Genomic DNA, 20,937 nt, shown 5'->3' with positions numbered 1-20,937 from the left:
GACGTGACCGGTGTCAATCGTCGGCGATCTCTCGCAGTGCGGCGACGTGATCTTCGAAGGCTTTCAGGCCGCGCGGCGTAAGCGAGACCCAAACCACATCCATCGCCCGAATTACACCGTAGTCGCGGTGGCGGCGGATGTAGTCCGCATCCTCCAGTGCCTTGAGCTGCTTGGACAGACTGGCGTCGGACAGGCCAACGGCGTCACGCAGCGCGGAGAACTTCATCTCGGTACCGGTCCACACTAGGGCGCCGTCGTTCACGGCCCCGACTGACTTGAGCGTCGCGCAGATCCGCAGACGATTGATCGGGTGGATGACGGGGTCAAGCACGGCTGCCCTCCGGCCAGACCACGACGACGCAGTACCAGGCGTGAACCGTAGCGAGCAGAGCGAACACGACGGCGAGCACCGGATGTATGGATAGCCCCCGTAAGACGGCGCCCGCAACCAGCGCCCACACGAATAAGCTGTTTCGCCTCCACCACTGCCGATCGGTACCGATGAGGTCGTCTCGGGTACGGACCCCGGGGCGGAGAAGCTGGTTCCGCAGCAGTACATGTATGAGCACGAGTGCGGCGACACCTCCGAGCAGCACCCAGTGCTGCTCGGTTAGTAGCGCACCAACCGTGCTGCCGAAGGCAATTGCGAACAGCGCGACCGCCCAGGTGGCGGGATGCCATTGTGCGGCCTCCTGCTCGGTGGCGGCGACATCGTGTAGGCGGCTGCGTGCCTCGTTAGGGGACACGGATGACGGTGGGGACGAGGACACGACTACACCTTCCTTTCTTGTGTGGAAAGTATGAGGTTTTCCGTAGCGGAAAGCAAGGGTTGGTGTCGGTGGAGTGGCGTGTCCGGTTTGGGGGTGTGGTGGATGTTTGGTGGAGGTCGCTTGGGCGGTGCTGACGTGGCCCGGCGTCCCGGCGGGCGCGACGTGGGGGTGTGAGCACGATGAACCACGGTGGATCGAGAGCGACGGTTCGTCATGTTCGGGTAGGCGGTCTGCTACCCGCTGCGACGGTTTGTGAGGTGGGCGCACGAACCGTCGTCGTTCATGCCGAGCCGTAGGTGGTACCTGGCGAGCCGTCAGCCGACTGTGCGAGCCGTTCCCCGTGACGCCGCACCCTGAGGCCGTCCCTTAATGGCCTGCGCGTCACAGCCCTCCGGCGCCGCACGACACCAGAACCAACCACCACACCCACAAACTAGAAGAGCGGGTTGAAGCTCGTGTACTGGCGCGCATCTTCTACCGATCTCGGCACGTAACGTCTACCGACTTCGGCACGTAACGTCTACCGACCTCGGCACGTAACGTCTACCGACCTCGGCGGGCTAGGTGAGCAGGTCCCGCAGGGCGGGGGCCAGAGCGCGCAGGGCCTGGCCGCGGTGGGAGATGGCGTTCTTCTCCGCCGAGCTCATCTGCGCCGTCGTCCGCCCGGAGCCGCCCGGGGCGTCCTCCTGGACCGGCACGAAGATCGGGTCGTAGCCGAAGCCGCCGGCGCCAACCGGCGCGTGCAGCAGCCGCCCAACCATGGAGCGCTCCACCACGGTCACTGATTCCGACTCGCCGTCCCGGCTCGGCACCACCAGTACCGCGGCACAGGTGAAACGCGCCGTGCGGTGCGGGTCGGCGACGTCGGCGAGCTGCCCCAGCAGCAGCCGCAGGTTGCCCTCGTCATCGCCGTGGCGGCCCGACCAGCGGGCCGAGAAGATGCCCGGCGCGCCGCCCAGCACGTCCACACACAGCCCGGAGTCGTCGGCAACCGCCGGCAGCCCGGTGGCCTGCGCCAGGGCGCGCGCCTTGAGGGTGGCGTTGTCGGCGAAGGTCAGCCCGTCCTCCACCGGCTCGGGGGCGCCGAGCCCGGCCGAGGAGATGATCTGCTCGGCCGTAAGCCCGTCCACCAGCGGTGTCAGGATTGCGCGCAGCTCGGCCAACTTGCCGGGATTGTGGCTAGCCAGCACCAGCCGGGCACCTTCAGGCACAGTGACCGCAACTTCGGCCGACGCCGTCGTGGCGCCGCGCTGCTCGGACTGCGCTACCACCGTCAGCCCTCCTCGACGTCGGCCGCCGGGCCGGTCCCGGCGGAGGACTGCACGGCCTGGTCGGAGGTGGAGACGGTAAAGGGAACATCGTCGGGCCCGGCCAGCACGCGGGCCTGCAGTGCGGCCAGCTCGGCGTTGCCCTTGGTGGCCAGGTCGAGCAGGGTGCCGAGCTCGGCGCGGTCGAAGGGGGCGTGCTCAGCGGTTCCCTGCACCTCGATGAAGGCGCCGGCGCCGGTCTGGACCACATTCATGTCGGTCTGGGCGCGCACGTCCTCCTCATAGGGCAGGTCGAGGCAGGGGAGGCCGTCGATAATCCCTACGGACACGGCCGACACCGAGTCGGCGATGACCCGCTTGCCGGTGCGGGGCTTGACGTAGCCGCGGCGGGTGCCCCAGGCGACGGCGTCGGCCAGCGCCACGTAGGCGCCGGTGACGGCGGCGGTGCGGGTGCCGCCGTCGGCCTGCAGCACGTCGCAGTCCAGGGTGATCGTGTTCTCGCCCAGTGCGGCCACGTCCACCACGCCGCGCAGGGAGCGGCCGATCAGCCGCGAGATCTCGTGCGTGCGGCCGCCGATCTTGCCGCGCACGGACTCACGCCCGGAGCGCTCGGAGCCGGCGCGCGGGAGCATCGCGTACTCGGCCGTCACCCAGCCCTCGCCGCCGCCCTTGCGCCAGCGCGGCACGCCCTCGACGAACGAGGCGACGCACAGCACGCGTGTGCGGCCGAACTCGACGAGGACCGAGCCTTCGCCGTTGACCTGCCAGTTGCGGGTGATGGAGACGGGGCGCAGCTCGCTGGGGAGCGGCCGTCCTTACGGGTCTTGGTGTCAGTCACGCGGCTCAGGTTACCCGGATGCGTGCGGCCCCTGAGTCGGCGGGTCCCGTTGCGAACGTGGCATTGCGCGGCGCCGTAACTGGGCTGGTCTGCCGCGCCCGGGCGGCAGCGCCCGGTGGTGCGCGAGAAGGGACTCGAACCCTCACGCCCGAAGGCACCAGAACCTAAATCTGGGGCGTCTACCAATTCCGCCACTCGCGCTCGCGGCCGCGCCTGGCCGAACGTGCCAGCACCGTGCGGTGCCAGCCGGAGCGTTCGGTTGCCGGCCGGGCACAGCCTAGCAGTGGCCGGGGGCTGCGTGGGACGTGGGCCCGCCGGGGCGCCGACGACCTCCGCCCCCGCTCCCACGACCGGTGGTACTGCTACGCGGCAGCGGTGAGGTGTGGCGCTGGAACGCGGCGCGACCTACAGTTTTGGTATGGCGCTAAACAATTCCTCTCGCACAACCGACCGACTGCCCGCCATTCCCGATCCCGTCCTTCAGGCGCTGGCCGACGCCGACGCCCCCTTCGACCTGGCTGCCGCCGTGCCCGAGCCGCAGGACGCGCCCGTCCTGCGCTGGGGAATCCTCGGTGCGGGCGGCATCGCCTCCACCTTCGCCACCGACGTGCCTGCTTTCTCCTCGGGGCGGATCGTCGCCGTCGGCAGCCGCGACCGGGCCCGCGCACAGGCATTCATCGATGCCCACCCCGACGCCGGCAAGGGACAGCCGGTGCGCGCGCACGGCTCCTACGAGGCACTCGTCGGTGACCCGGAGGTGGACGCCGTATACGTTGCGACCCCGCACAACTTCCACTGCGAGCAGGCGCTGCTGGCGCTGGAGGCGGGCAAGCCGGTGCTGGTGGAGAAGTCATTTGCCCGCAATGCCGCCGAGGCGCGCCGGGTCTTCGACGCCGCCCGGGCTACGGGGCTGTTCGTCATGGAGGCCATGTGGACGCGCTTCCTGCCCGGGCAGGTGCTGCTGCGGGCACTGGCTGGCAGTGGCGCGCTGGGGGAGCTGCGTTACGTGCGCGCCGAGCACCTCCAGTCCCTGGAACACGTCGAGCGGTTGAACCGGCCCGAACTGGCCGGCGGCGCCCTGCTTGACCTGGGCGTGTACTCGGTCAGCTTCGTGCACTCGCTCCTGGGCGCGCCGACGTCGTTGAGCGCTGCCGGGAGGCTGTCCGCGGACGGCGTCGACCTGGATGAGGCGGTCTCCATGACCTACCCGCGCGCGCTGGCGGTGGCGACCTCAAGCATGTCCGCCGCCTCCGAGACCGGCGGCGAGGTGGTCGGCACCCGCGGCCGGGTGGTGCTGCCGACGCAGTTCTACCGGCCCACGCGCCTGGAAATCGTCCTGGGAGGGAGCCGCGGGGCGCCGCGCTTCGAGTGGGACGCCACCGTGCCCGGCGGCTTCCAGTTCCAGGCCGCCGAGGTCGCCCGCTGCATAGCGGCGGGCAGAACCGACTCGGGGACCATGCCGTGGAGCGAGACGCTCGCGGTACTGGAGACCATGGATGAGGCGCGCCGTCAGCTCGGCGTGACCTACCCCGGGGAGTAGTCGCCGGTCGCTGCGCGCTTAGGCGTCCAGGCCGAGTTCGCGGCGCAGGCGGTCGACGTGGCCGGTGGCGCGCACGTTGTAGCGGGCCAGGGCGACGTCGCCGTCGGTGCCTACCACCACGGTGGAGCGGATCGGGCCGGTGGTGGTGCGCCCGTAGTTCTTCTTCTCTCCCCACGCGCCCCAGGCCTCCATGACGGTGTGCTCGGGATCGGAAAGGAGCGGGAAGGGCAGGGACTGCTTCTCGGCGAAGCGCGCCTGTGCGGCGGGCGGGTCAGGGGAGATGCCGACGACGGCGTAGCCGGCGCTGCGCCAACCGTCCAACGAGTCGCGGAAGTCGCAGGCCTCCTTGGTGCAGCCGGCGGTTCCGGCCCTGGGGTAGAAGTAGACGACGACGCCGCGTTCGGCGCCGGCGCGCAGGGTTGCCAGGGAGACCGGGCTGCCGGATTGGTCGGGGAGAGTGAAGTCGGGGGCGGTGTCGCCTACGGAAAGCTGTGGCACGGCGTCCTCCTGTTGTCTGCGGAGTTAGTGGTGACTGCGCAAATGTAGTCCGTCGCCGGCGCGGCGGGCATGACGAGGGCCGCCACCGCGGTGTTTGCGGTGGCGGCCCAAGCGTGTTCAAGGCGTATCCGACGGCGTCCGAGGCCTTGCGCCGAGTCGAACGCCGCCGGTCGTTTAGACCGGTCTGGCTGTGTCACGAGTGCCGGTCTTGGCACGTGATTGGTGCCGGTTTGGGTGCGTAAATAGTGCCGGTTTCGCGGTTTTGGCGCCGACGATTACGGCGGCGCGAGACCCGCTCAGGCGGCGGGCGCGAGGGCGGCTTGCGCTGCGCGTACGCGCTCAAGCGCGCGCTCCAGGCGCGAGGGCGAGCTGGCGGCGCTCAGCGATTCCAGCTCGGCGCGGGCGGCGGCGAGCTCGCGCACCGCGGCGTCGTGACCGGTGCTAGAGGTGACTAGGTGCATCATGTCTTCCTTCCCTTCATGGCCCAGGTGGGCCCCTCTGTGCCGGGCGGAGCGCAGGCGCTCCCTGCAACCCGGCGTGGTGCTGTGGGTCTGCTCAGGCGCACCGAGGCTGCGCGTCTATGCAACGCCCCACGGCTTCGCCATGCCCGGCAGGAGGGTGAACCGGCGCACCCAGCGCACGGTGTCCGCTCACTTCGAGACCTGGAAGTGACTAGTCCCGCCTGGCTACGCAGGGGCAACAACAGATGCGGCGGGAGGTATTCCCCCGTGGCAATTACTGGTCTGTATGCCCGGCCGGATCGCCGCGGTGGCGGGAACAGTGGTCACCGAACCCGGTACCGTACCGCAGCCACGTGCTGCTCCGCGTGGTACCCCCTCAGGGACTCGAACCCTGGACACCCTGATTAAGAGTCAGGTGCTCTAACCAACTGAGCTAAGGAGGCCTGGCCGTTCAGGCGCTTCCGCCTGGCGACGAGTAGGACTCTACGCGCCGAAGCCCCCGGCGTCCAATCGGAAGGCCTGAAAATGCCATTGTGTGCGCGATGTCTCAGTGGTCGCCCGGCTGGTGCACCGCACCGGCAACGGGGGAGAGGGCCGCCGCGAAGCGGTCGGTGGCAGTGATCAGCGCCGACAGCGTCTCCGGCTCGGCGAAGGAGTGTCCCGCCGTCGGCGAGATGTGCAGCTGCGCCTGGGGCCAGGCCCGGTGCAGCGCCCAGGCCGTGCCCATCGGGCAGACGACGTCGTAGCGTCCCTGGACAATGACTCCCGGAATACCGTGCTCGGCCAAAACGCGCGCGTCGGCGATCAGCTGTCCGTCGTCCAGCCAGCCGCGGTGGTGGAAGAAGTGGTTCTCGATGCGCGCGAAGGTGATGGCGAAGGCCGGGTCCTGCACCTCGTCGATGTAGGCCTGGTCGCGCAGCAGCGTGGAGGTGGCCGCCTCCCAAGTGGTCCAGGCGCGGGCGGCCGGGCCGTGCACCGCCGGGTCCGGATCGGTCAGCAACTCGTGGTAGCGGTCGATGAAACCGCCCGGGGCGACGCCCTCGCCGGCGGCCGCCACGTACGCCTCCCATTCGTCGGGCCAGATCATGTCCGCGCCGGCGCCCTCGTAGAACCAGTCCAGCTCGCGCTTGCGCAGCGTGAAGATGCCTCGCAGCACCAGCGCCAGGACCCGGCTCGGGTGTCGCTCGGCGTAGGCCAGTGCCAGCGTGGAGCCCCAGGACCCGCCGAACACCAGCCAGGCATCCACGCCCAGGTGCTCGCGCAGTCGCTCCATGTCCGCCACCAGGTGCCAGGTGGTGTTGGTGCTCAGGTCCGCCTCGGGCTCCCAGGCGTGCGGCAGGGAGCGGCCGCAGCCGCGCTGGTCGAACAGGATTATCCGGTAGCGCCCCGGGTCGAAGCAGCGCCGGTGCTCGGGGGAGCAGCCGCCGCCCGGGCCGCCGTGCACGAATACCGCGGGGATCCCGTCTGGGTTGCCGCAGGCCTCCCAGTAGATGCTTTGCCCATCACCGACGTCGAGCATGCCCGAGTCGTAGGGCTCGATGGGTGGGTAGAAGGAGCGACGCCGGCCGGGGGTGGATTCATGCATGAGCGCATTGTGCTGGATCGTGGGCGCGAGTGGGCCGCACGGGCCGTGGGCGGGCGGTACCGTAGACATGTGAACGCCCCGATCGTGACTCTTGCGACCTCAGCCGACTATGCGGACCTCGATGACGACGACCGCGGGCTGCCCGACGCGCTGCGCGAGCGCGGCATCGAGCCCCGGATCGCGGTGTGGAACGACCCGGACGTGAACTGGGACAACGCCGGCGTGGTGGTGCTGCGCTCCGTGCGCGATTACGCCAAGAACCGCAACTACGCCGACTTCCTCGCCTGGGCGCACTCGATTAAGCGGCTGATCAACCACGCCGACGTCGTCGACTGGAACTCCGACAAGCACTACCTGACGCGCATGGCGGAGCTCGGCGTCCCCATGATCCCCACCACCTGGCTGGAGCCGGCAGCCGGCTACTCCAAGCACCAGGTGCACACCCGCTTCCCCGCGCACGGCGACTTCGTGGTCAAGCCCGCCATCTCCTCCGGCGGCCGTGGCACCGGCCGCTACACCGCCACCGACGCCAAGTCCCGCGCCGACGCCATCAACGACACCATGCACCACCTCGGTCGCGGCCGCAGCGTCATGGTGCAGCGCTACCTGGAGGAGGTCGACCGCAAGGGGGAGCTGTCCCTGGTCTACTTCAACGGAGTGCTGTCCCACGCGGTGGAGAAGGCCCCCATGCTGCACCCCTCGTTCCGCTCGGTGGATGAGGTGCACGAGGAGATTGTCACCGCCCGCGAGCCCAGCGAGCAGGAGTGGCTGTGGGGTGAGAAGGTCCGCAAGGCCATCCACACCATCATCAAGGAGCGCTCGGGCCGGGACATGCAGCTGCTGTTCAACCGGGTAGACGTCGTCGGCGACGGCCAGGGCGGGTTCTACCTGATGGAGGTCTCCCTCATCGACGCCGGCCTCTACCTCGGCTCCGCCCCCGCCGCCCTGGACAACTTCGCCGACGCCATTGCCCAACGCGTCTTCTGGTGAGCTCGCGGCCACTTGTGCGGCGGGCACGCGGTTCCCCTCAGGGGTGAATCAGGGGCTCCTCCTGCGCGAGGATGAGGCCGCCCCGGCGGGCGTCGGGTAGACAGGAGCCATGCGCACACTGCTCAACATCATCTGGGTGGTCTTCGGCGGCTTCTGGCTGTGGTTGGAGTACATGTTCTTCGGGGTCATCGCCTGCCTGCTGATTGTGACGATCCCCGCCGGCATCGCCTCCTTCCGTATCGCCTCCTACGCCCTGTGGCCCTTCGGCCGGCAGGTGGCGGAAATGCCGCAGGCGGGTGTGATGAGCGGCCTGTCCAATGTGATCTGGTTCCTGGCGGCCGGGCTCTGGCTCGCCATCGGCCACATCACCACCGCGGCCGCGCAGGCGGTCACCATCGTCGGCATTCCGCTGGCCGTCGCCAACCTGAAGATGATCCCGGTGACCTGCTTCCCCTTCGGCAAGCAGATCGTGCCCGGCCGCGGCATCATCTGAGCCGCCGGTATTGCTGCCTCTCAGCTCTGCGGGCCGACACCCAGCAGGTGGACGACGGCGGCCTCGGCCCGGTCGCATTCGTCCAGGTCCACCAGGGCCGTCAGCCGCCAGTCGTGGTCGCCCGCCGAGTCCTCCAGGATCTGGGTGGCCAGCCACACGCGCCGCCCCGAGCCGGCCAGCGCCTCGCGCAGCCGTTCCGACACCCCGGCCGCCGCCAGAGCCGCATCATCCGGCGCCTCATCCAGTGGTGCCAGCGCCACGGCCCGGGCGGGGGTGTCCGTGCTGATCCAGTCGTACTCGTCCCAGTAGCGTCCCAGTGCCTCGTCCCAGCGGTCCTCGCCCCAACCGGAGGCGGCGTCCAGCCGTCCCAGGCCCTCGACGTCGTCGCGAGCCATGAGCTCCACCCGGCGGAACATCTCCCGACGTACCGCCACCCGGAAGGCGTGCAGGTTGCGGGTGAAGGGCAGCTTGCCGTCGGCGTCGGTACCGAAGGCCCGCTCCGTCCCCGCGGCCTGATCGGCGCGATCCGCCTGCAGCAGATCCGCGCCCTCCTGCGCATGCCCGGACTGGGCGGCACCCAGCGCCTCCCACTCGTCCAGCAGGGAGGAGTCCACGGCGCGCACCAGGTCGCCCAGCCAGTCGGTCAGCTGCTCCACCTCCTCGGTGCGGTGCTCTTCGGGCACCACCTGCCGCAGCGCCCGGTAGGCGTCGGTCAGGTAGCGCAGCACCACGCCCTCGCTGCGGCCCAGGTCGTACCGGGAGATCAGGTCGGAGAAGGTCATGGCGCTCTCCACCATGTCCCGCACCACGCACTTCGGGCTGAGCTCGTACTCCGCCGCCCACGGGTTGGACTGCTTGTACATCTCCAGCGCCGGGCCCAGCAGGTCCGCCAGCGGCTGCGGCCAGGTGATGTCCTCCAGGGCCGCCATGCGCTCGTCGTAGTCCATGCCCTCGGCCTTCATGGCAGCGACCGCCTCGCCGCGGGCCTGCCGCTGCTGGGCGTACAGCAGTGGACGCGGATCGTCCAGGGTCGCTTCCACCACGGAGACCACGTCGAGCGTGTGCTCGGGGTCCTCCAGGTTCAACAGGTCCATGGCCGCCAGGGCGAACGGAGCCAGCGGCTGGTTCAGGGCGAACTCATCGGGCAGGTCCACGGCCAGGCGCAGTCGCGGGCGGCCGTCCGCGGCAGCCTGAGCGGAGGAGACGTGCTCCAGCACGCCGGCGGTACGCAGGGACAGGTAGATTTCGATCGCCCGGCGCACGTGCCTGCGCCGGGCCGCTTCCGGCTCGTGCACGCGCTCCAGCAGCTGCGCCATGGCCCGCACCGGGTCGCCGTCGCGCTCCATCAGGTTCAGCACCATGGTGGTGGTGACCTGGAACTGGCTGGTCAGCGTCTCCGGGGCGGCGTCGCGCAGCCGCTCGAAGGTCTTGTCCGTCCAGTTGACGCGCCCCTCGGGCGCCTGCTTGCGCACGATCCGGCGGCGCTTGCGCGGGTCGTCGCCCGCCTTGGCCAGGGCGCGCGCATTCTCGATGACGTGCTCGGGCGCCTGCACGATCACGTAGCCGCGGGTGTCGAAGCCGGCCCTGCCCGCGCGCCCGGCGATCTGGTGGAACTCCCGCGCCGTCAGGTGCCGCTCCTTGGCACCGTCGAACTTGACCAGGCTGGTCAGCGCCACCGAGCGGATGGGCACGTTGATGCCCACCCCCAGGGTGTCGGTGCCGCAGATGACCGAGAGCAGTCCGGTGCGGGCCAGGCGCTCCACCAGCCGACGGTAGCGGGGCAGCATGCCGGCGTGGTGCACGCCGATGCCTGAGCGCAGCAGCCGTGACAGGGTGCGCCCGAAGCCGGTCCCGAAGCGGAAGTCGCCGATCGCCGCCGCCAACTCATCCTTACGCTTCTTGGCGCCCAGGTCCACGCTCAGCAGCGCGGAGGCCCGCTCCACCGCCTCCTTCTGGGAGAAGTGCACCACGTAAACGGGCGCCTTGTCCTGCTCCACCAGCCGCTGCAGCAGATCACCGATCGGCTCGATCGCGTACTCCCACTCCAGCGGTACCGGCCGCACGGCGTCGTCGACGACGGCGACCTCCCGGCCCGTGCGCTCACGCAGGTCCCGCACGAAGAAGGACACGTCCCCCAGCGTGGCCGACAGCAGCACCATCTGCGCCTGCGGCAGCTCCAGCAGCGGCACCTGCCAGGCCCAGCCGCGCTGCGGGTCGGCGTAGTAGTGGAACTCGTCCATCACCACCGTGTCCACGTCCAGCGCCTCGCCCTCCCGCAGCGACTGGTTGGCCAGGATCTCCGCCGTGCAGCAGATGATGGGGGCGGCCGCGTTGATGGAGGTGTCGCCGGTGACCATGCCGACGTTGTCCGCCCCGAACAGGCGCACCAGCTCGAAGAACTTCTCACTGACCAGCGCCTTGAGCGGGGCCGTGTAGTAGGAGCGGCCGCCGCGCGCCAGGGAGGCGGTGTGCGCGGCCAGGGCGATCATGGACTTGCCCGAGCCGGTGGGAGTGGCCGCAATGACGTGCCTGCCGGACAGGATCTGGCTCAGGGCCTCGTCCTGGTGCGGGTACAGCGGTCGCCCGGTGGACTCGGCCCACTCGGCGAAGGCCACATAAACCTCCTCCGGCTCCGGGACGCGCTCCGGGTCGTCGGCGGGGATGAGGGCGTCGAGCATGACGTTGAGCGCGGGCGCGGAGGTGGCGGGCATGGCGCCCATCGTTTCACATGCGCGTTGAACACCGCGGCGGTGCTGAGTCGTCGGGGGAAGCGGAGTGGTCCGGAGCCCCGAGAAGTGGCAACGCGTATGAACATGCGGACGGTTGTCGGGCCGGCGCGGGGATTGTGCGATGATGCCGCGCGTTCCCGTATCCCCACGTGGAAGGCCGCTAGTTCATGGAAGCTCTCGCCGACAGCCTGCTTTCGATCGCCGACTGGATCACCGCGCACATCACCATGTGGGTGCTGGTCGGCACCGGGCTGTTCCTGACCATCCGCACCCGCGGCGTCCAGGTGCGCCACCTGCGGGACATGTTCCGGGCGGTGACATCCTCGCGCACCGGCGCTCACGGCGGCATCTCCTCCTTCCAGGCCTTCGCCATCTCCCTGGCTGCCCGCGTGGGGGTGGGCAACATCTTCGGGGTGGCCGCCGCCCTGCTCATGGGCGGTCCCGGTGCCGTGTTCTGGATGTGGGTGGTGGCCCTGGTGGGCATGGCTACCGCATTCTTCGAGGCCACCCTCGCCCAGATCTTCAAGGTCCGTACCGACGACGGCTCCTTCCGCGGCGGTCCCGCCTACTACATGCGCGCCGGCGTGGGCAGCCCGGTGCTGGCCGGCGTCTACGCCGTCATCACCCTGGTCACCTGCGGCTTCATTATCACCTCCGTGCAGTCCAACGCGGTGGCCGGCACGCTCCTGGGCGCCATCGGCGACGACGGCGCCGCCATCGAGGGCTTCGGTGGTCTGTCCGCCGCCCAGCTGGTCATCGCCGCCCTGATCTTCGTATTCACCGCCATGGTCATCTTCGGTGGCATCCGCACCGTCGCCCGCGTGACCGAGTGGATGGCCCCGATCATGGCCGGTATCTACATCGTCCTGGTGTTCATCATCTGCCTGATGCACCTGGGCCGCTTCGTGGAGGTGCTCGGCCTGATCATCTCCTCCGCCTTCGCCCCCAGCCGCTGGTCGGCGGCCTGGGCGGCGGCATCCTCGCCGCCGTCGTCAACGGCACCAAGCGCGGCCTGTTCTCCAACGAGGCCGGCCAGGGCACCGCCCCCAACGCGGCCGCCACCGCCACCGTCGCCCACCCGGTGCAGCAGGGCCTGATTCAGTCCCTGGGCGTGTTCATCGACACGATCGTGGTGTGCACCGCCACCGCCTTCGTCATCCTCATCGCCGGCCCCGAGGTCTGGGGCGCCGACGGCGCCAACCCCTCCACCCTGACCATCATGGCCGTCTCCCACGAGCTCGGCGGCTGGACCATCCTGCCCATCGCCGTCCTGATCTTCGTGCTCGCCTACTCCTCGATCATCGCCGCCTACGTCTACTCCGACACCAACATGTCCTTCCTGACCGGTGGCAAGACCTGGGCCACCTGGACGGTACGCGTGGTCTCCGTCGTCTCCGCCACCGCCGGCGCTGTGCTGTCGCTCGACGTCGTGTGGAACGCCGTCGACATCGCCATGGCCGTCATGACCGTCACCAACCTCGTCGCCCTCATCGCGCTGTCCAAGTGGGGTGTGGGTGCCCTGCGTGACTGGGAGAGCCAGCGCCGCGCCGGGGTTGAAGAGCCCGTCTTCGTTGGACACGACAACCCCCACCTGCCCGCCGACGTGCCCGGCGACGTCTGGAACTGACCGCCTACTGCCTCCCAGCCCGCCCCCTAGAGCCCCACCCGCAAGGAGCCCCGATGCCTCAACCCGCCATGAGCCTCGCGAACCTGGAGAACACCCTCAATCAGGTCGACGACATCTTCTACACTTACTTCCTGGCTGCCCTGCTGATCGCCGTCGGCATCTACGTCACCATCCGCACCCGCACCGTGCAGCTGCGCCACTTCGGCTCCATGCTGCGGGCGGTGGCCTCCTCCCGCTCCGGCGCCCAGGGCGGCATCTCCTCCTTCCAGGCCTTCGCCGTCGGCCTGGCCGCCCGCGTCGGCATCGGCAATATCGCCGGGGTGGCGCTGGCCGTCGTGGCCGGCGGCCCCGGCGCCCTGTTCTGGATGTGGGTGGTGGCCCTGATCGGCATGGCCACCAGCTTCACCGAGTCCACCCTGGCCCAGATCTTCAAGGAGCGCGGCCGCGACTTCACCTTCCGCGGCGGCCCCGCCTACTACATCAAGAACGGGCTCGGCTCCAAGACCTGGGGCGCCATCTTCGCCGTCATGTGCATCGTCAGCGTCGGCGTAACGGTGGTGATGGTGCAGACCAACTCCCTGGCCGGCGTCGTCAACGCCACCGTGCCCACGGTTGAACCCTGGATGGTCGGTGTGGCCCTGGTGCTGCTGACCGGCCCGGTGGTGCTCGGTGGGCTGAAGTCCGTGGCCCGCGTCACCGAGGTCGTCGCACCCCTGATGGCCCTGGCTTACGTGCTGGTTACCCTCGTTGTCATCCTCATGAACCTCGGTGAGATCCCCACCGTCTTCTGCGAGATCTTCCGCGGCGCCTTCGGCCGGGACCAGGCCCTGTTCGGCACCGCCGGCGGCATGCTCGCGGCCGTCCTCAACGGCGTGCGCCGCGGCCTGTTCTCCAACGAGGCGGGCCTGGGCACCGTCCCCAACGCCGCCGGCACCGCCACCACCACCCACCCGGTCCGCCAGGGCCTGATCCAGTCCTTCGGCGTATTCGTGGACACCGGCCTGGTGTGCACCGCCACCGGCCTGCTGATCCTGCTGGCCACCGACACCTACCAGCCCGGCAACGAGGGACTGGTCGGCGCCGTCCTCACCCAGCAGGCCGTAGCCGAGCACCTGGGGGAGTGGACCACCTGGCCGATCGTCGTCCTGATCTTCGTGCTGGTCTTCTCAACCGTGCTCGGCTGCTACTCCTACTCCCAGGTCAACGTCAACTTCCTGGGCGGCGAGCAGCGCGCCGAGCAGGCCTTCGGCATCCTGCTCACCGCCGCCGCCTTCGCCGGCACCGTGCTGACGCTGCCGATCGTGTGGGCGCTTACGGATATTGCGCTGGGGCTGATGGGCGTTATCAATCTGGTGGTGATCGTCCGGCTGTTCCCATGGGTGCGCGGCGCCCTGCGTGACTGGGAGGCCCAGCGCGGCGTCGGCGCCATCCCCGTGTTCGTTGGCCATGGCAACCCGCTGATGCCGGGGGACACCCTGCCGGGTGTATGGGAGCTGGACACCGACCCCGCACTCGCCCATGGCCTCGAACCCGAAGATACGGCACCCGCAGCACCCGACCACCTGGGGAACTGAACCATGAGTACCCTCAACGCATTCCTGACCAGCGTCTCCAACCTACTGTTCGGCACGATTCTGATCTGGCTGCTCCTGGGCGCAGGCGTGTGGTTCACCATCTGCACTCGCGGTCTGCAGCTGCGCCACCTCGGCTCCATGATTCGCTCGGTGGCCTCCTCCCGCTCCGGGGCGCGCGGCGGTATCTCCTCCTTCCAGGCCTTCGCCGTGGGGCTGGCCTGCCGGGTGGGTACCGGCAACATCGTCGGCGTTGCCCTCGCCCTGGTCCTGGGCGGGCCGGGCGCCGTGTTCTGGATGTGGGTGGTCGCGCTGCTGGGCACCGCCACCGCATTCGCCGAGGCGACCATGGGACAACTGTTCAAGGTGGGCCGCGGAGACGGCACCTACCGGGGCGGTCCCGCCTACTACATGGCCCGCGGCATGCGCCTGCCCGTCCTGGGAGGCGTGTTCGCCGTCGTCTTCATGGTGGCCAACGGCCTGGCGATGCCCATGGTGCAGGCCAATGCGATGACCGCCGCCCTGGGTGCCTCCGCCGACGTGACGCCCTGGCAGGGGGCGGTGATCGTCACCGTGCTAGTCGCCCCGGTGCTGCTCGGCGGCCTGCGCTCGGTGGTGCGCGTAACCGAGTGGCTCGCACCCGTGATGGCGTCGGTGTACCTGGCGCTGGTACTGGTCATCATCGTCACCCACCCGCTGCAGGCCGTAGCGGCCATCGGTGACATCTTCGCCGCGGCCTTCAACCTGCGTGCGGGCCTGGCCGGGGTTGCCGGCGGCATCACCGCGGCGCTGCTCAACGGCGTGCGCCGGGGACTGTTCTCCAATGAGGCCGGCCTGGGCGGGGCCGCCTGCGCCGCCGGGTCGGCCACCGTGGCGCACCCGGCTCAGCAGGGCTTCGTACAGGTCTTCGGCGTACTGGTGGACACGCTTTTCGTCTGCACCGCAACGGCCCTGGCCATCCTCATCGCCGGCCGCACCGACGGTGCCGTCTACACTCCCGGCGTCACCGGGCTGGAGGATCCAGACGTGTCCGGAACCCTGACCCAGACGGCGATCGGGGCCACGCTGGGGCAGTGGACCAGCTGGCCGATGACGCTGCTGGTGCTCGTACTGGCATACTCCACCATCCTGGGCGCGTTCTCATATGCCGAGGTGTGCCTGGACTACCTGACCCGGGCCCCCTGGGCCACGACCACGCTGCGGGCTGCCGCCGTGGCCTGCACCGGCATCGGGGGAGCGGCGGCCCTGAGCACCGTCTGGACCGCGGCCGATGTGCTCCTGGGTATCGGGGCCGTGCTGAACCTGATCGCCCTGGTGGTGCTGACGCCGTGGGTGGTCGGTGTGCTGCGCGACTGGGAGGCGCAGCGCGCCCGCGTACTCGCGGGGGCGCAGACACACGCGGAGATCAGCTTCTCCGCGGTCGGCAACCCGTATCTGCCCCACGCGCTGCCCGGAGACGTCTGGGATGCCTCCGGCGCCTACACGCCCTCCGCGCCGGGACAAGCGACTCGCGGAGGCTGGGGATACTGATTCCGCGGGACGCGGCGGACGCTGTACCACGGCTTCTCGCGGCGGCCCTCCTGGGCCCGGGTGGCATATGAGATCGCATACATTGCGGGCACGTGACGCGCTGAAGTCAATACAGTGTGTTGCGCTACCGTCTCAGCCCAGGCTTCGGCGCCTGCGGTGCCGGGACGGATGCAACTGACAAGTGCCTGTCCCAAGGGACCGGCCCGCGCCCTCCCACTGGCGCATCCCGACTACGTCCGGAGACCTATGAACCCCATGCTCCTGCCGACCGCCGGCTTCTTCGACGAGCCCGCCGCCGTACTCGAGAACATCTCCGATCACCTGTACGGGCAACTGCTCGCATGGCTGCTGCTAGCCGCGGGATTGTGGTTCACCCTCCGCACTCGCGGGTTGCAGGTGCGGCTGTTCCCACAGATGCTGCGCGCCATTACCGTCTCCCGGGGCGACGTCGGCGAGGGCATGTCCTCATTCCAGGCCTTCACCGTGGGACTGGCCTCCCGCGTGGGTACCGGAAACATCGTGGGCGTCGCCATTGCCATCACCATGGGCGGGCCGGGCGCCGTGTTCTGGATGTGGGTGGTGGCGCTGGTTGGCATGGCCACCGGCTTCGTAGAGTCCACGCTCGCCCAGCTGTTCAAAGTGGCCCACCCGGACGGCACTTTCCGCGGAGGGCCCGCCTACTACATCCACAAGGGCCTGGGATCCAGGACGGTGGCCAGCGTCTTCGCCGTCGTAATCACCTTCGTGTTCGGCTTTGCCTATGAGGCCACCCAGGCCAATGCCATCTCCAATGTCCTCAAGGGCACATTCGACGTTGAGCCCTGGCAGACGGCCATTGTCCTGGTGCTGATCACCACGCCGGTGGTGTTCAAGGGCATCAAGCGGGTGGCCGCCATCACCGAGTGGCTGGCTCCGCTCATGGCGCTGATCTACGTCATTATCGCCGTGGTCATCCTGGTGCTCAACGTTGGCGCCATCCCCGCGGCCCTGGGCTCGGTGTTCAAGGGTGCATTCGGACTGGACCAGGCCTTCTGGGGAATCGGCGGCGGCTTCATGGCCGCAACCCTGAACGGCATCAAGCGCGGCCTGTTCTCCAACGAGGCCGGCGAGGGGTCCGTCCCGAACGCGGCCGCCACCGCCACGGTGCACCACCCCGTGCAGCAGGGGTTCATCCAGTCAATGGGCGTGTTCGTAGACACCATCGTGGTCTGCACCGCCACCGCCCTGATCATCCTGCTGTCCGGCGTATACGACCCCGCCACTGCGAGTATGGATGCCGCCGGTACCCTGACCGTCAACTCCGTCAGTGCCGTGCTCGGCCCCTGGGCCAAGTACCTGATGGCCGCGGTAGTGTTCGTATTCGCCTACTCCTCGCTCCTGGGCAACTACGCCTACGCGGAGGTCAACATGGACTTCCTGCGCGGCATGGGCCGTAGCCACTACGGCGTGCGGGCCATGATCGTGGTGGCCGCTGCGCTGGGCTCGGTCGCGTCCCTGTCCTTCGTGTGGAACCTCTCCGACGTAGCCATGGGTGTCATGGCGATCATCAACATCATCTCGGTGGTGCTCCTGGGTAGATGGGCCTTCGGCGCCCTGCGTGACTGGGAGCAGCAGCAGCGCGAGGTCCGCGCGGGCGTGCGGGACAGGATCTACTTCGTGTCCACCGGTAACCCGTACCTGCCTGCCGAGCTGCCCGATGACGTGTGGACCGAGGCTGCCGCCGTCCGGCGCGAGGCCGCTCCCGTTCCCGTCACGGGCGACGACGGCTCGGGCGCCACGCTTGGCTGAGTCCGGCGGCTGCGCCGGCGCGACCTGGACCGTGGAAGTCGTCTCCCCCGCGGGCGCGTCAATCCTCTAGGGTCATCCCATGAAGATCGCGCGCTTCTCCACGGGAGACGAACTCCGCTACGGCATCGTTGACGGACTACCGGCCGGGGAGGCCACCCCCACCGGCGAGTCCTCCGGCCGCCTCCTCGTACTCAAGGGCGACCCCCTGTACACGGCTCCCGAAGCCACCGGGGAGGTCATCCCCCTCTCGGAGGCACGCCTGGTCTCCCCGGTCATACCGCGCTCCAAGGTGGTGGGGATCGGAAAGAACTACGCCGCCCACGCCGCCGAGATGGGCGGGGCCGCCCCGGCCGAGCCCATTGTGTTCATCAAGCCGAACACCTCGGTGATCGGCCCCGATGCCCCAATCGTCCTGCCCGCATGGTCCAATGAGGTCCACTACGAGGCGGAACTTGCCGTTGTCATCAAGTCGATCGTCAAGGACGCCACGCCGCGTGAAGCAGCTGCCGCGATTCTCGGCTACACAGTTGCCAATGACGTCTCAGCCCGGGACTGCCAGCGCGCGGACGAGACCTGGACGCGTGCCAAGGCCTTTGACACCTCCTGCCCGTTGGGCCCCTGGATCGAGATCCCGCAGCCTGGGGGCGCCGGCTTCGACCCCGCCGACGCCGTAGTGCGTGCGCGCGTTGACGGGAGCATCGTGCAGGAGGGGACCACCGCGGACATGATCCGCCCGGTTCCTGAATTGATTGCCTACGTCTCAGGTGTGTTCACGCTGCTGCCTGGTGACGTCGTGCTAACGGGCACGCCGGCCGGCGTCGGCGAGATCCGCGCCGGCCAGCGCGTCGAGGTAGCAGTGGAGGGCATCGGCGCCTTCGGCAATCCCGTGGTGCGCCGCTGAGACCCGGGCAGGGCCCGGTGGCCCGTATCACGGCCGCCGGGCCCTGCTGCCTCAGGCCGTGAGCCGGGCGACGGCGTCGGCCAGGCGCTGCACGGTCTGCTCCTCGATCCGCCGGCCCGTGGCCAGGTTGAGTCGGCAGAAACGCTCGTACCCGGATCCGAATGCGGCGCCGTCGTTCATGACGACCCCGGGTTCGCGGCGGAAGACCTCGGCCGGGGTGACGTCCTCGGGCAGGGGCAGCCCGGAGCAGTCCAGCCAGGCAAGGTATGTGCCGGACGGCACCGTGATCTCCACGCCCTCCACGTCCGCCAGCGCCTGCTCCGCGAGCTGCGCATTGGCGCGTATGTATCCGCGCACGCAGTCAATCCACTCCTGCCCGTCCGCAAGCGCGGCCACGGTCGCCTGCGCGCCGAGCAGCGACGCCTCATTGGCCAGGTGCTTGGACAGGGGGCTGTCATCCCAGGCCTGCCGCGCCCCGGCGGAGGCGATCAGCTGCGCGCACTTCAGGCCGGGAGTGTTCCACCCCTTGGAGGCGGCGGTGGCGGTGAAGGTCAGATCGGGGTCGGTGCCGGGGCGCGAGGCATAGGGGGTGTGCACGGCCTGCGGGTCCAGGATTAGGGCGTTGTGGATCTCGTCGGCGAAGACCGGCACCCGGTAGCGGGCGGACAGCTCGGCGACGGCGTCCAGCTCGGCGGGCGACAGCACCCGCCCCACCGGGTTCCAGGGGTTGCACAGCACCAGCAGGCCGGCGCCGGCGGCCATCGCCGCCTCAATGCGGTCCAGGTCCAGCGCCCAGGCGGCACCGGAGTCGGTGGTCCCGGTGCGCAGGGACGGTACCTGCACGCATTCGCGCCCGTACAGGCCGGGATAGGACAGGAACGGCATGTAGGCCGGGGTCGGCACGATTATGGCGCTGCCCGGGCGGGTGTGGTGGGCGATCACGGCGCCCAGGGCGGACAGCACGTCCGGCAGCAGGCTCACGTCCTGCGCGTCCACCTGCCAGCCGAAGGCCTCACCCTGGAAGCGGGCGGTCTGCTCGCTTACGGACTCGGCGACTCGCGGCGGCAGGTAGCCGTAGGAGCCGTCCATGACCGCGCGGTGAAGAACCGCAGTAACCGACGGGGCAGTGCCCAGATCCATCTCGGCCACCCACGCGCCGATCACGTCCCCGGGATACATGGTCCACTTCAGCGATCCGCGTTTCCGCATGACTTCGGGGGTCAGGGCGTCAAACTCGGCGATAGTGCGCGTGGCGTCGAAGGCGGGCGCCGGCTCGTCCAGGGAAGTTCCGGATACTTGGTTTGCGGCGTTGAGTTCGGGTGTAGCCATGCGGGCAGTGTACGAAACGCTGACCATGCCGCCGCCCCCGTACCGGCGGGGCGGGTACGGGGGCGGCTGACGGCGTTGCGTGCAAGTGCCTGCGCGGTCGCGTCAGGGACCGGCGGGTCAGACCATGTCATCGCTTCCGGTTGAGGAGCCGCTGGAGGACTTCCCAACCACGCCGTCCTCCATCTTGGCCGGGCCCGGGTTGACGATGTGGGTGTCGGAGACCATGTCCTCAAGCTCGGTCTCATCAATGGCGTTGGCGATGCAGGTGTAGTGCAGCGACATCATGGTGGGCGTCTGGATCGTGGTGAAGACGCGCATCCAGGTGATCGCCTTGATATCGCGCCCGTTGTTCTGGTAGCTGGTCTGAACCTTGATCATCTCCACCGGGTTGCCCGACATGTCGGTGACGGTGGTGTCGGTTGTCTGCGTGGACTCGACGTCGCCGTACTCGTCCTCAAGGTACTCAACCCAGGCGTCGGCCTGGTACACGGTCTCCGCGGTATCGCCGTACTCGGAGTCCTCGTAGAGGAACTGGCCACTCTCGTACAGGCAGTTGCCGTCCGCCCGGTCCAGCTCGTTGCGGCCTTCCTCGTCGATCGTCTCCGGGTACCAGCCGTCGTACAGCAGGGGGAATGACCAGTACGTGGAGTCGTCGTCGGCATTCTCGATGGGGCTGTCAGTGGACCGCTGCAGCGGGCGTAGGCCGACACCGGGCTCGGCGTCATCTGCCGACGGACTGGGGGTGGGGGTAGAGGACTGCTCGGGCGCGGCCTGAGTCTGCTCGGTCTCTGGGGCTCTAGCCACCGGAGCCTCGTCGTTGCAGGCGACAATGCCGGGCAGGGCGAGCCCGAGCGCCAGCAGCGTCACTGCGCCGCGGCGGATGGCGGGTGACGTCTGGAGGATCGTCGTGTTCATGGGATGCTCCTGAAGTGGAATAACGGGTTCATCACGTACGTTAGCGGCATACGGCCCGTGGCGCCATGGGGAGCGTTCCCCGGCGTCGTCCTTGATGCGCGCGG

General features: G+C 69.3%; 17 protein-coding genes, 2 tRNA genes and 2 pseudogenes. 9 read left to right on the top strand and 12 right to left on the bottom strand.

The window, feature by feature from the left end:
• Nucleotides 1–13: 13 nt before the first annotated feature.
• The 5 genes and pseudogenes from CWT12_RS13465 to CWT12_RS08670 all read right to left on the bottom strand — a co-directional run bounded on the left by CWT12_RS13465 (nt 14) and on the right by CWT12_RS08670 (nt 3,077).
• On the bottom strand, nt 14–331 hold the full coding sequence (locus CWT12_RS13465) for a transcriptional regulator (protein WP_202616181.1): 318 nt from the start codon (nt 329–331) through the stop codon (nt 14–16).
• Nucleotides 324–770: a hypothetical protein gene (locus tag CWT12_RS13460; protein ID WP_202616180.1), complete on the bottom strand. Its 447-nt coding sequence runs from the start codon at nt 768–770 to the stop codon at nt 324–326. Before CWT12_RS13460 ends, CWT12_RS13465 begins: the two co-directional genes overlap by 8 nt.
• A 560-nt stretch (nt 771–1,330) precedes the next feature.
• Nucleotides 1,331–2,041, bottom strand: a complete 711-nt coding sequence (gene rdgB, locus CWT12_RS08680; protein WP_161924489.1) for an RdgB/HAM1 family non-canonical purine NTP pyrophosphatase — start codon at nt 2,039–2,041, stop codon at nt 1,331–1,333.
• Nucleotides 2,042–2,043: 2 nt separating this feature from the next.
• Nucleotides 2,044–2,876, bottom strand: a pseudogene (rph, locus tag CWT12_RS08675) (ribonuclease PH).
• Nucleotides 2,877–2,992: 116 nt separating this feature from the next.
• Nucleotides 2,993–3,077, bottom strand: a tRNA-Leu gene (locus CWT12_RS08670).
• Between the two features lie 217 nt (nt 3,078–3,294).
• On the opposite strand from CWT12_RS08670, the gene CWT12_RS08665 reads away from it, so the two are divergent.
• A complete protein-coding gene (locus CWT12_RS08665) occupies nt 3,295–4,416 on the top strand; it encodes a Gfo/Idh/MocA family protein (protein ID WP_161924488.1) in 1,122 nt (373 codons plus the stop codon).
• Nucleotides 4,417–4,434: 18 nt separating this feature from the next.
• On the opposite strand, the gene CWT12_RS08660 is transcribed toward CWT12_RS08665, so the two are convergent.
• Entirely contained in the window at nt 4,435–4,914 is a 480-nt protein-coding gene (locus CWT12_RS08660; protein ID WP_161924487.1) for a peroxiredoxin, read from the bottom strand.
• A gap of 296 nt (nt 4,915–5,210) precedes the next feature.
• Nucleotides 5,211–5,378 carry a hypothetical protein gene (locus CWT12_RS13455; RefSeq protein ID WP_202616179.1) on the bottom strand — a complete coding sequence of 56 codons (168 nt, stop codon included), beginning with the start codon at nt 5,376–5,378 and terminating at the stop codon, nt 5,211–5,213.
• Between CWT12_RS13455 and CWT12_RS08655 the strand changes: the two genes are divergently transcribed.
• A complete protein-coding gene (locus CWT12_RS08655) occupies nt 5,377–5,586 on the top strand; it encodes a hypothetical protein (RefSeq protein WP_161924486.1) in 210 nt (69 codons plus the stop codon). The two genes, CWT12_RS13455 and CWT12_RS08655, sit on opposite strands and share 2 nt — an antisense overlap.
• 155 nt (nt 5,587–5,741) lie before the next feature.
• On the opposite strand, the gene CWT12_RS08650 is transcribed toward CWT12_RS08655, so the two are convergent.
• Nucleotides 5,742–5,818 (bottom strand) — tRNA-Lys (locus tag CWT12_RS08650).
• Between the two features lie 104 nt (nt 5,819–5,922).
• Complete coding sequence (gene pip / locus CWT12_RS08645; RefSeq protein ID WP_161924485.1) at nt 5,923–6,960, bottom strand: prolyl aminopeptidase; 1,038 nt, start codon at nt 6,958–6,960, stop codon at nt 5,923–5,925.
• A gap of 69 nt (nt 6,961–7,029) precedes the next feature.
• On the opposite strand from pip, the gene CWT12_RS08640 reads away from it, so the two are divergent.
• Nucleotides 7,030–7,950, top strand: a complete 921-nt coding sequence (locus CWT12_RS08640; RefSeq protein WP_161924484.1) for an ATP-grasp domain-containing protein — start codon at nt 7,030–7,032, stop codon at nt 7,948–7,950.
• Between the two features lie 109 nt (nt 7,951–8,059).
• The gene (locus tag CWT12_RS08635; protein ID WP_161924483.1) at nt 8,060–8,443 is read left to right on the top strand and encodes a YccF domain-containing protein; all 384 of its coding nucleotides are present in this window, start codon (nt 8,060–8,062) and stop codon (nt 8,441–8,443) included.
• 20 nt (nt 8,444–8,463) lie between these two features.
• On the opposite strand, the gene CWT12_RS08630 is transcribed toward CWT12_RS08635, so the two are convergent.
• Entirely contained in the window at nt 8,464–11,154 is a 2,691-nt protein-coding gene (locus tag CWT12_RS08630) for a DEAD/DEAH box helicase (protein WP_202616178.1), read from the bottom strand.
• A 185-nt stretch (nt 11,155–11,339) separates the two neighbouring features.
• Here CWT12_RS08630 and CWT12_RS08625 point away from each other — a divergent pair.
• The 5 genes and pseudogenes from CWT12_RS08625 (at nt 11,340) to CWT12_RS08605 (ending at nt 18,589) form a co-directional block, all read left to right on the top strand.
• Nucleotides 11,340–12,799 (top strand): annotated as a pseudogene (locus CWT12_RS08625) (alanine/glycine:cation symporter family protein).
• Between the two features lie 68 nt (nt 12,800–12,867).
• Entirely contained in the window at nt 12,868–14,373 is a 1,506-nt protein-coding gene (locus CWT12_RS08620) for an alanine/glycine:cation symporter family protein (RefSeq protein WP_161925394.1), read from the top strand.
• A 3-nt stretch (nt 14,374–14,376) separates the two neighbouring features.
• Nucleotides 14,377–15,900, top strand: a complete 1,524-nt coding sequence (locus tag CWT12_RS08615) for an alanine/glycine:cation symporter family protein (RefSeq protein ID WP_161924482.1) — start codon at nt 14,377–14,379, stop codon at nt 15,898–15,900.
• 246 nt (nt 15,901–16,146) lie between these two features.
• The gene (locus CWT12_RS08610; RefSeq protein WP_161924481.1) at nt 16,147–17,688 is read left to right on the top strand and encodes an alanine/glycine:cation symporter family protein; all 1,542 of its coding nucleotides are present in this window, start codon (nt 16,147–16,149) and stop codon (nt 17,686–17,688) included.
• Nucleotides 17,689–17,767: 79 nt separating this feature from the next.
• Nucleotides 17,768–18,589 (top strand): fumarylacetoacetate hydrolase family protein, encoded by an 822-nt coding sequence (locus tag CWT12_RS08605; protein WP_161924480.1) that lies wholly within the window; start codon nt 17,768–17,770, stop codon nt 18,587–18,589.
• A gap of 51 nt (nt 18,590–18,640) precedes the next feature.
• On the opposite strand, the gene CWT12_RS08600 is transcribed toward CWT12_RS08605, so the two are convergent.
• Together CWT12_RS08600 and CWT12_RS08595 are read right to left on the bottom strand one after the other, a co-directional pair.
• Nucleotides 18,641–19,918: a MalY/PatB family protein gene (locus CWT12_RS08600; protein ID WP_161924479.1), complete on the bottom strand. Its 1,278-nt coding sequence runs from the start codon at nt 19,916–19,918 to the stop codon at nt 18,641–18,643.
• A 117-nt stretch (nt 19,919–20,035) separates the two neighbouring features.
• Nucleotides 20,036–20,833, bottom strand: a complete 798-nt coding sequence (locus CWT12_RS08595; protein ID WP_161924478.1) for a hypothetical protein — start codon at nt 20,831–20,833, stop codon at nt 20,036–20,038.
• Nucleotides 20,834–20,937: the final 104 nt, after the last annotated feature.

The sequence above is a fragment of the Actinomyces sp. 432 genome (assembly GCF_009930875.1).
GTDB lineage: Bacteria > Actinomycetota > Actinomycetes > Actinomycetales > Actinomycetaceae > Actinomyces.
The sequence above is the reverse complement of the archived record's forward strand: the minus strand, read 5'-3'. Positions and strand labels throughout refer to the sequence as shown.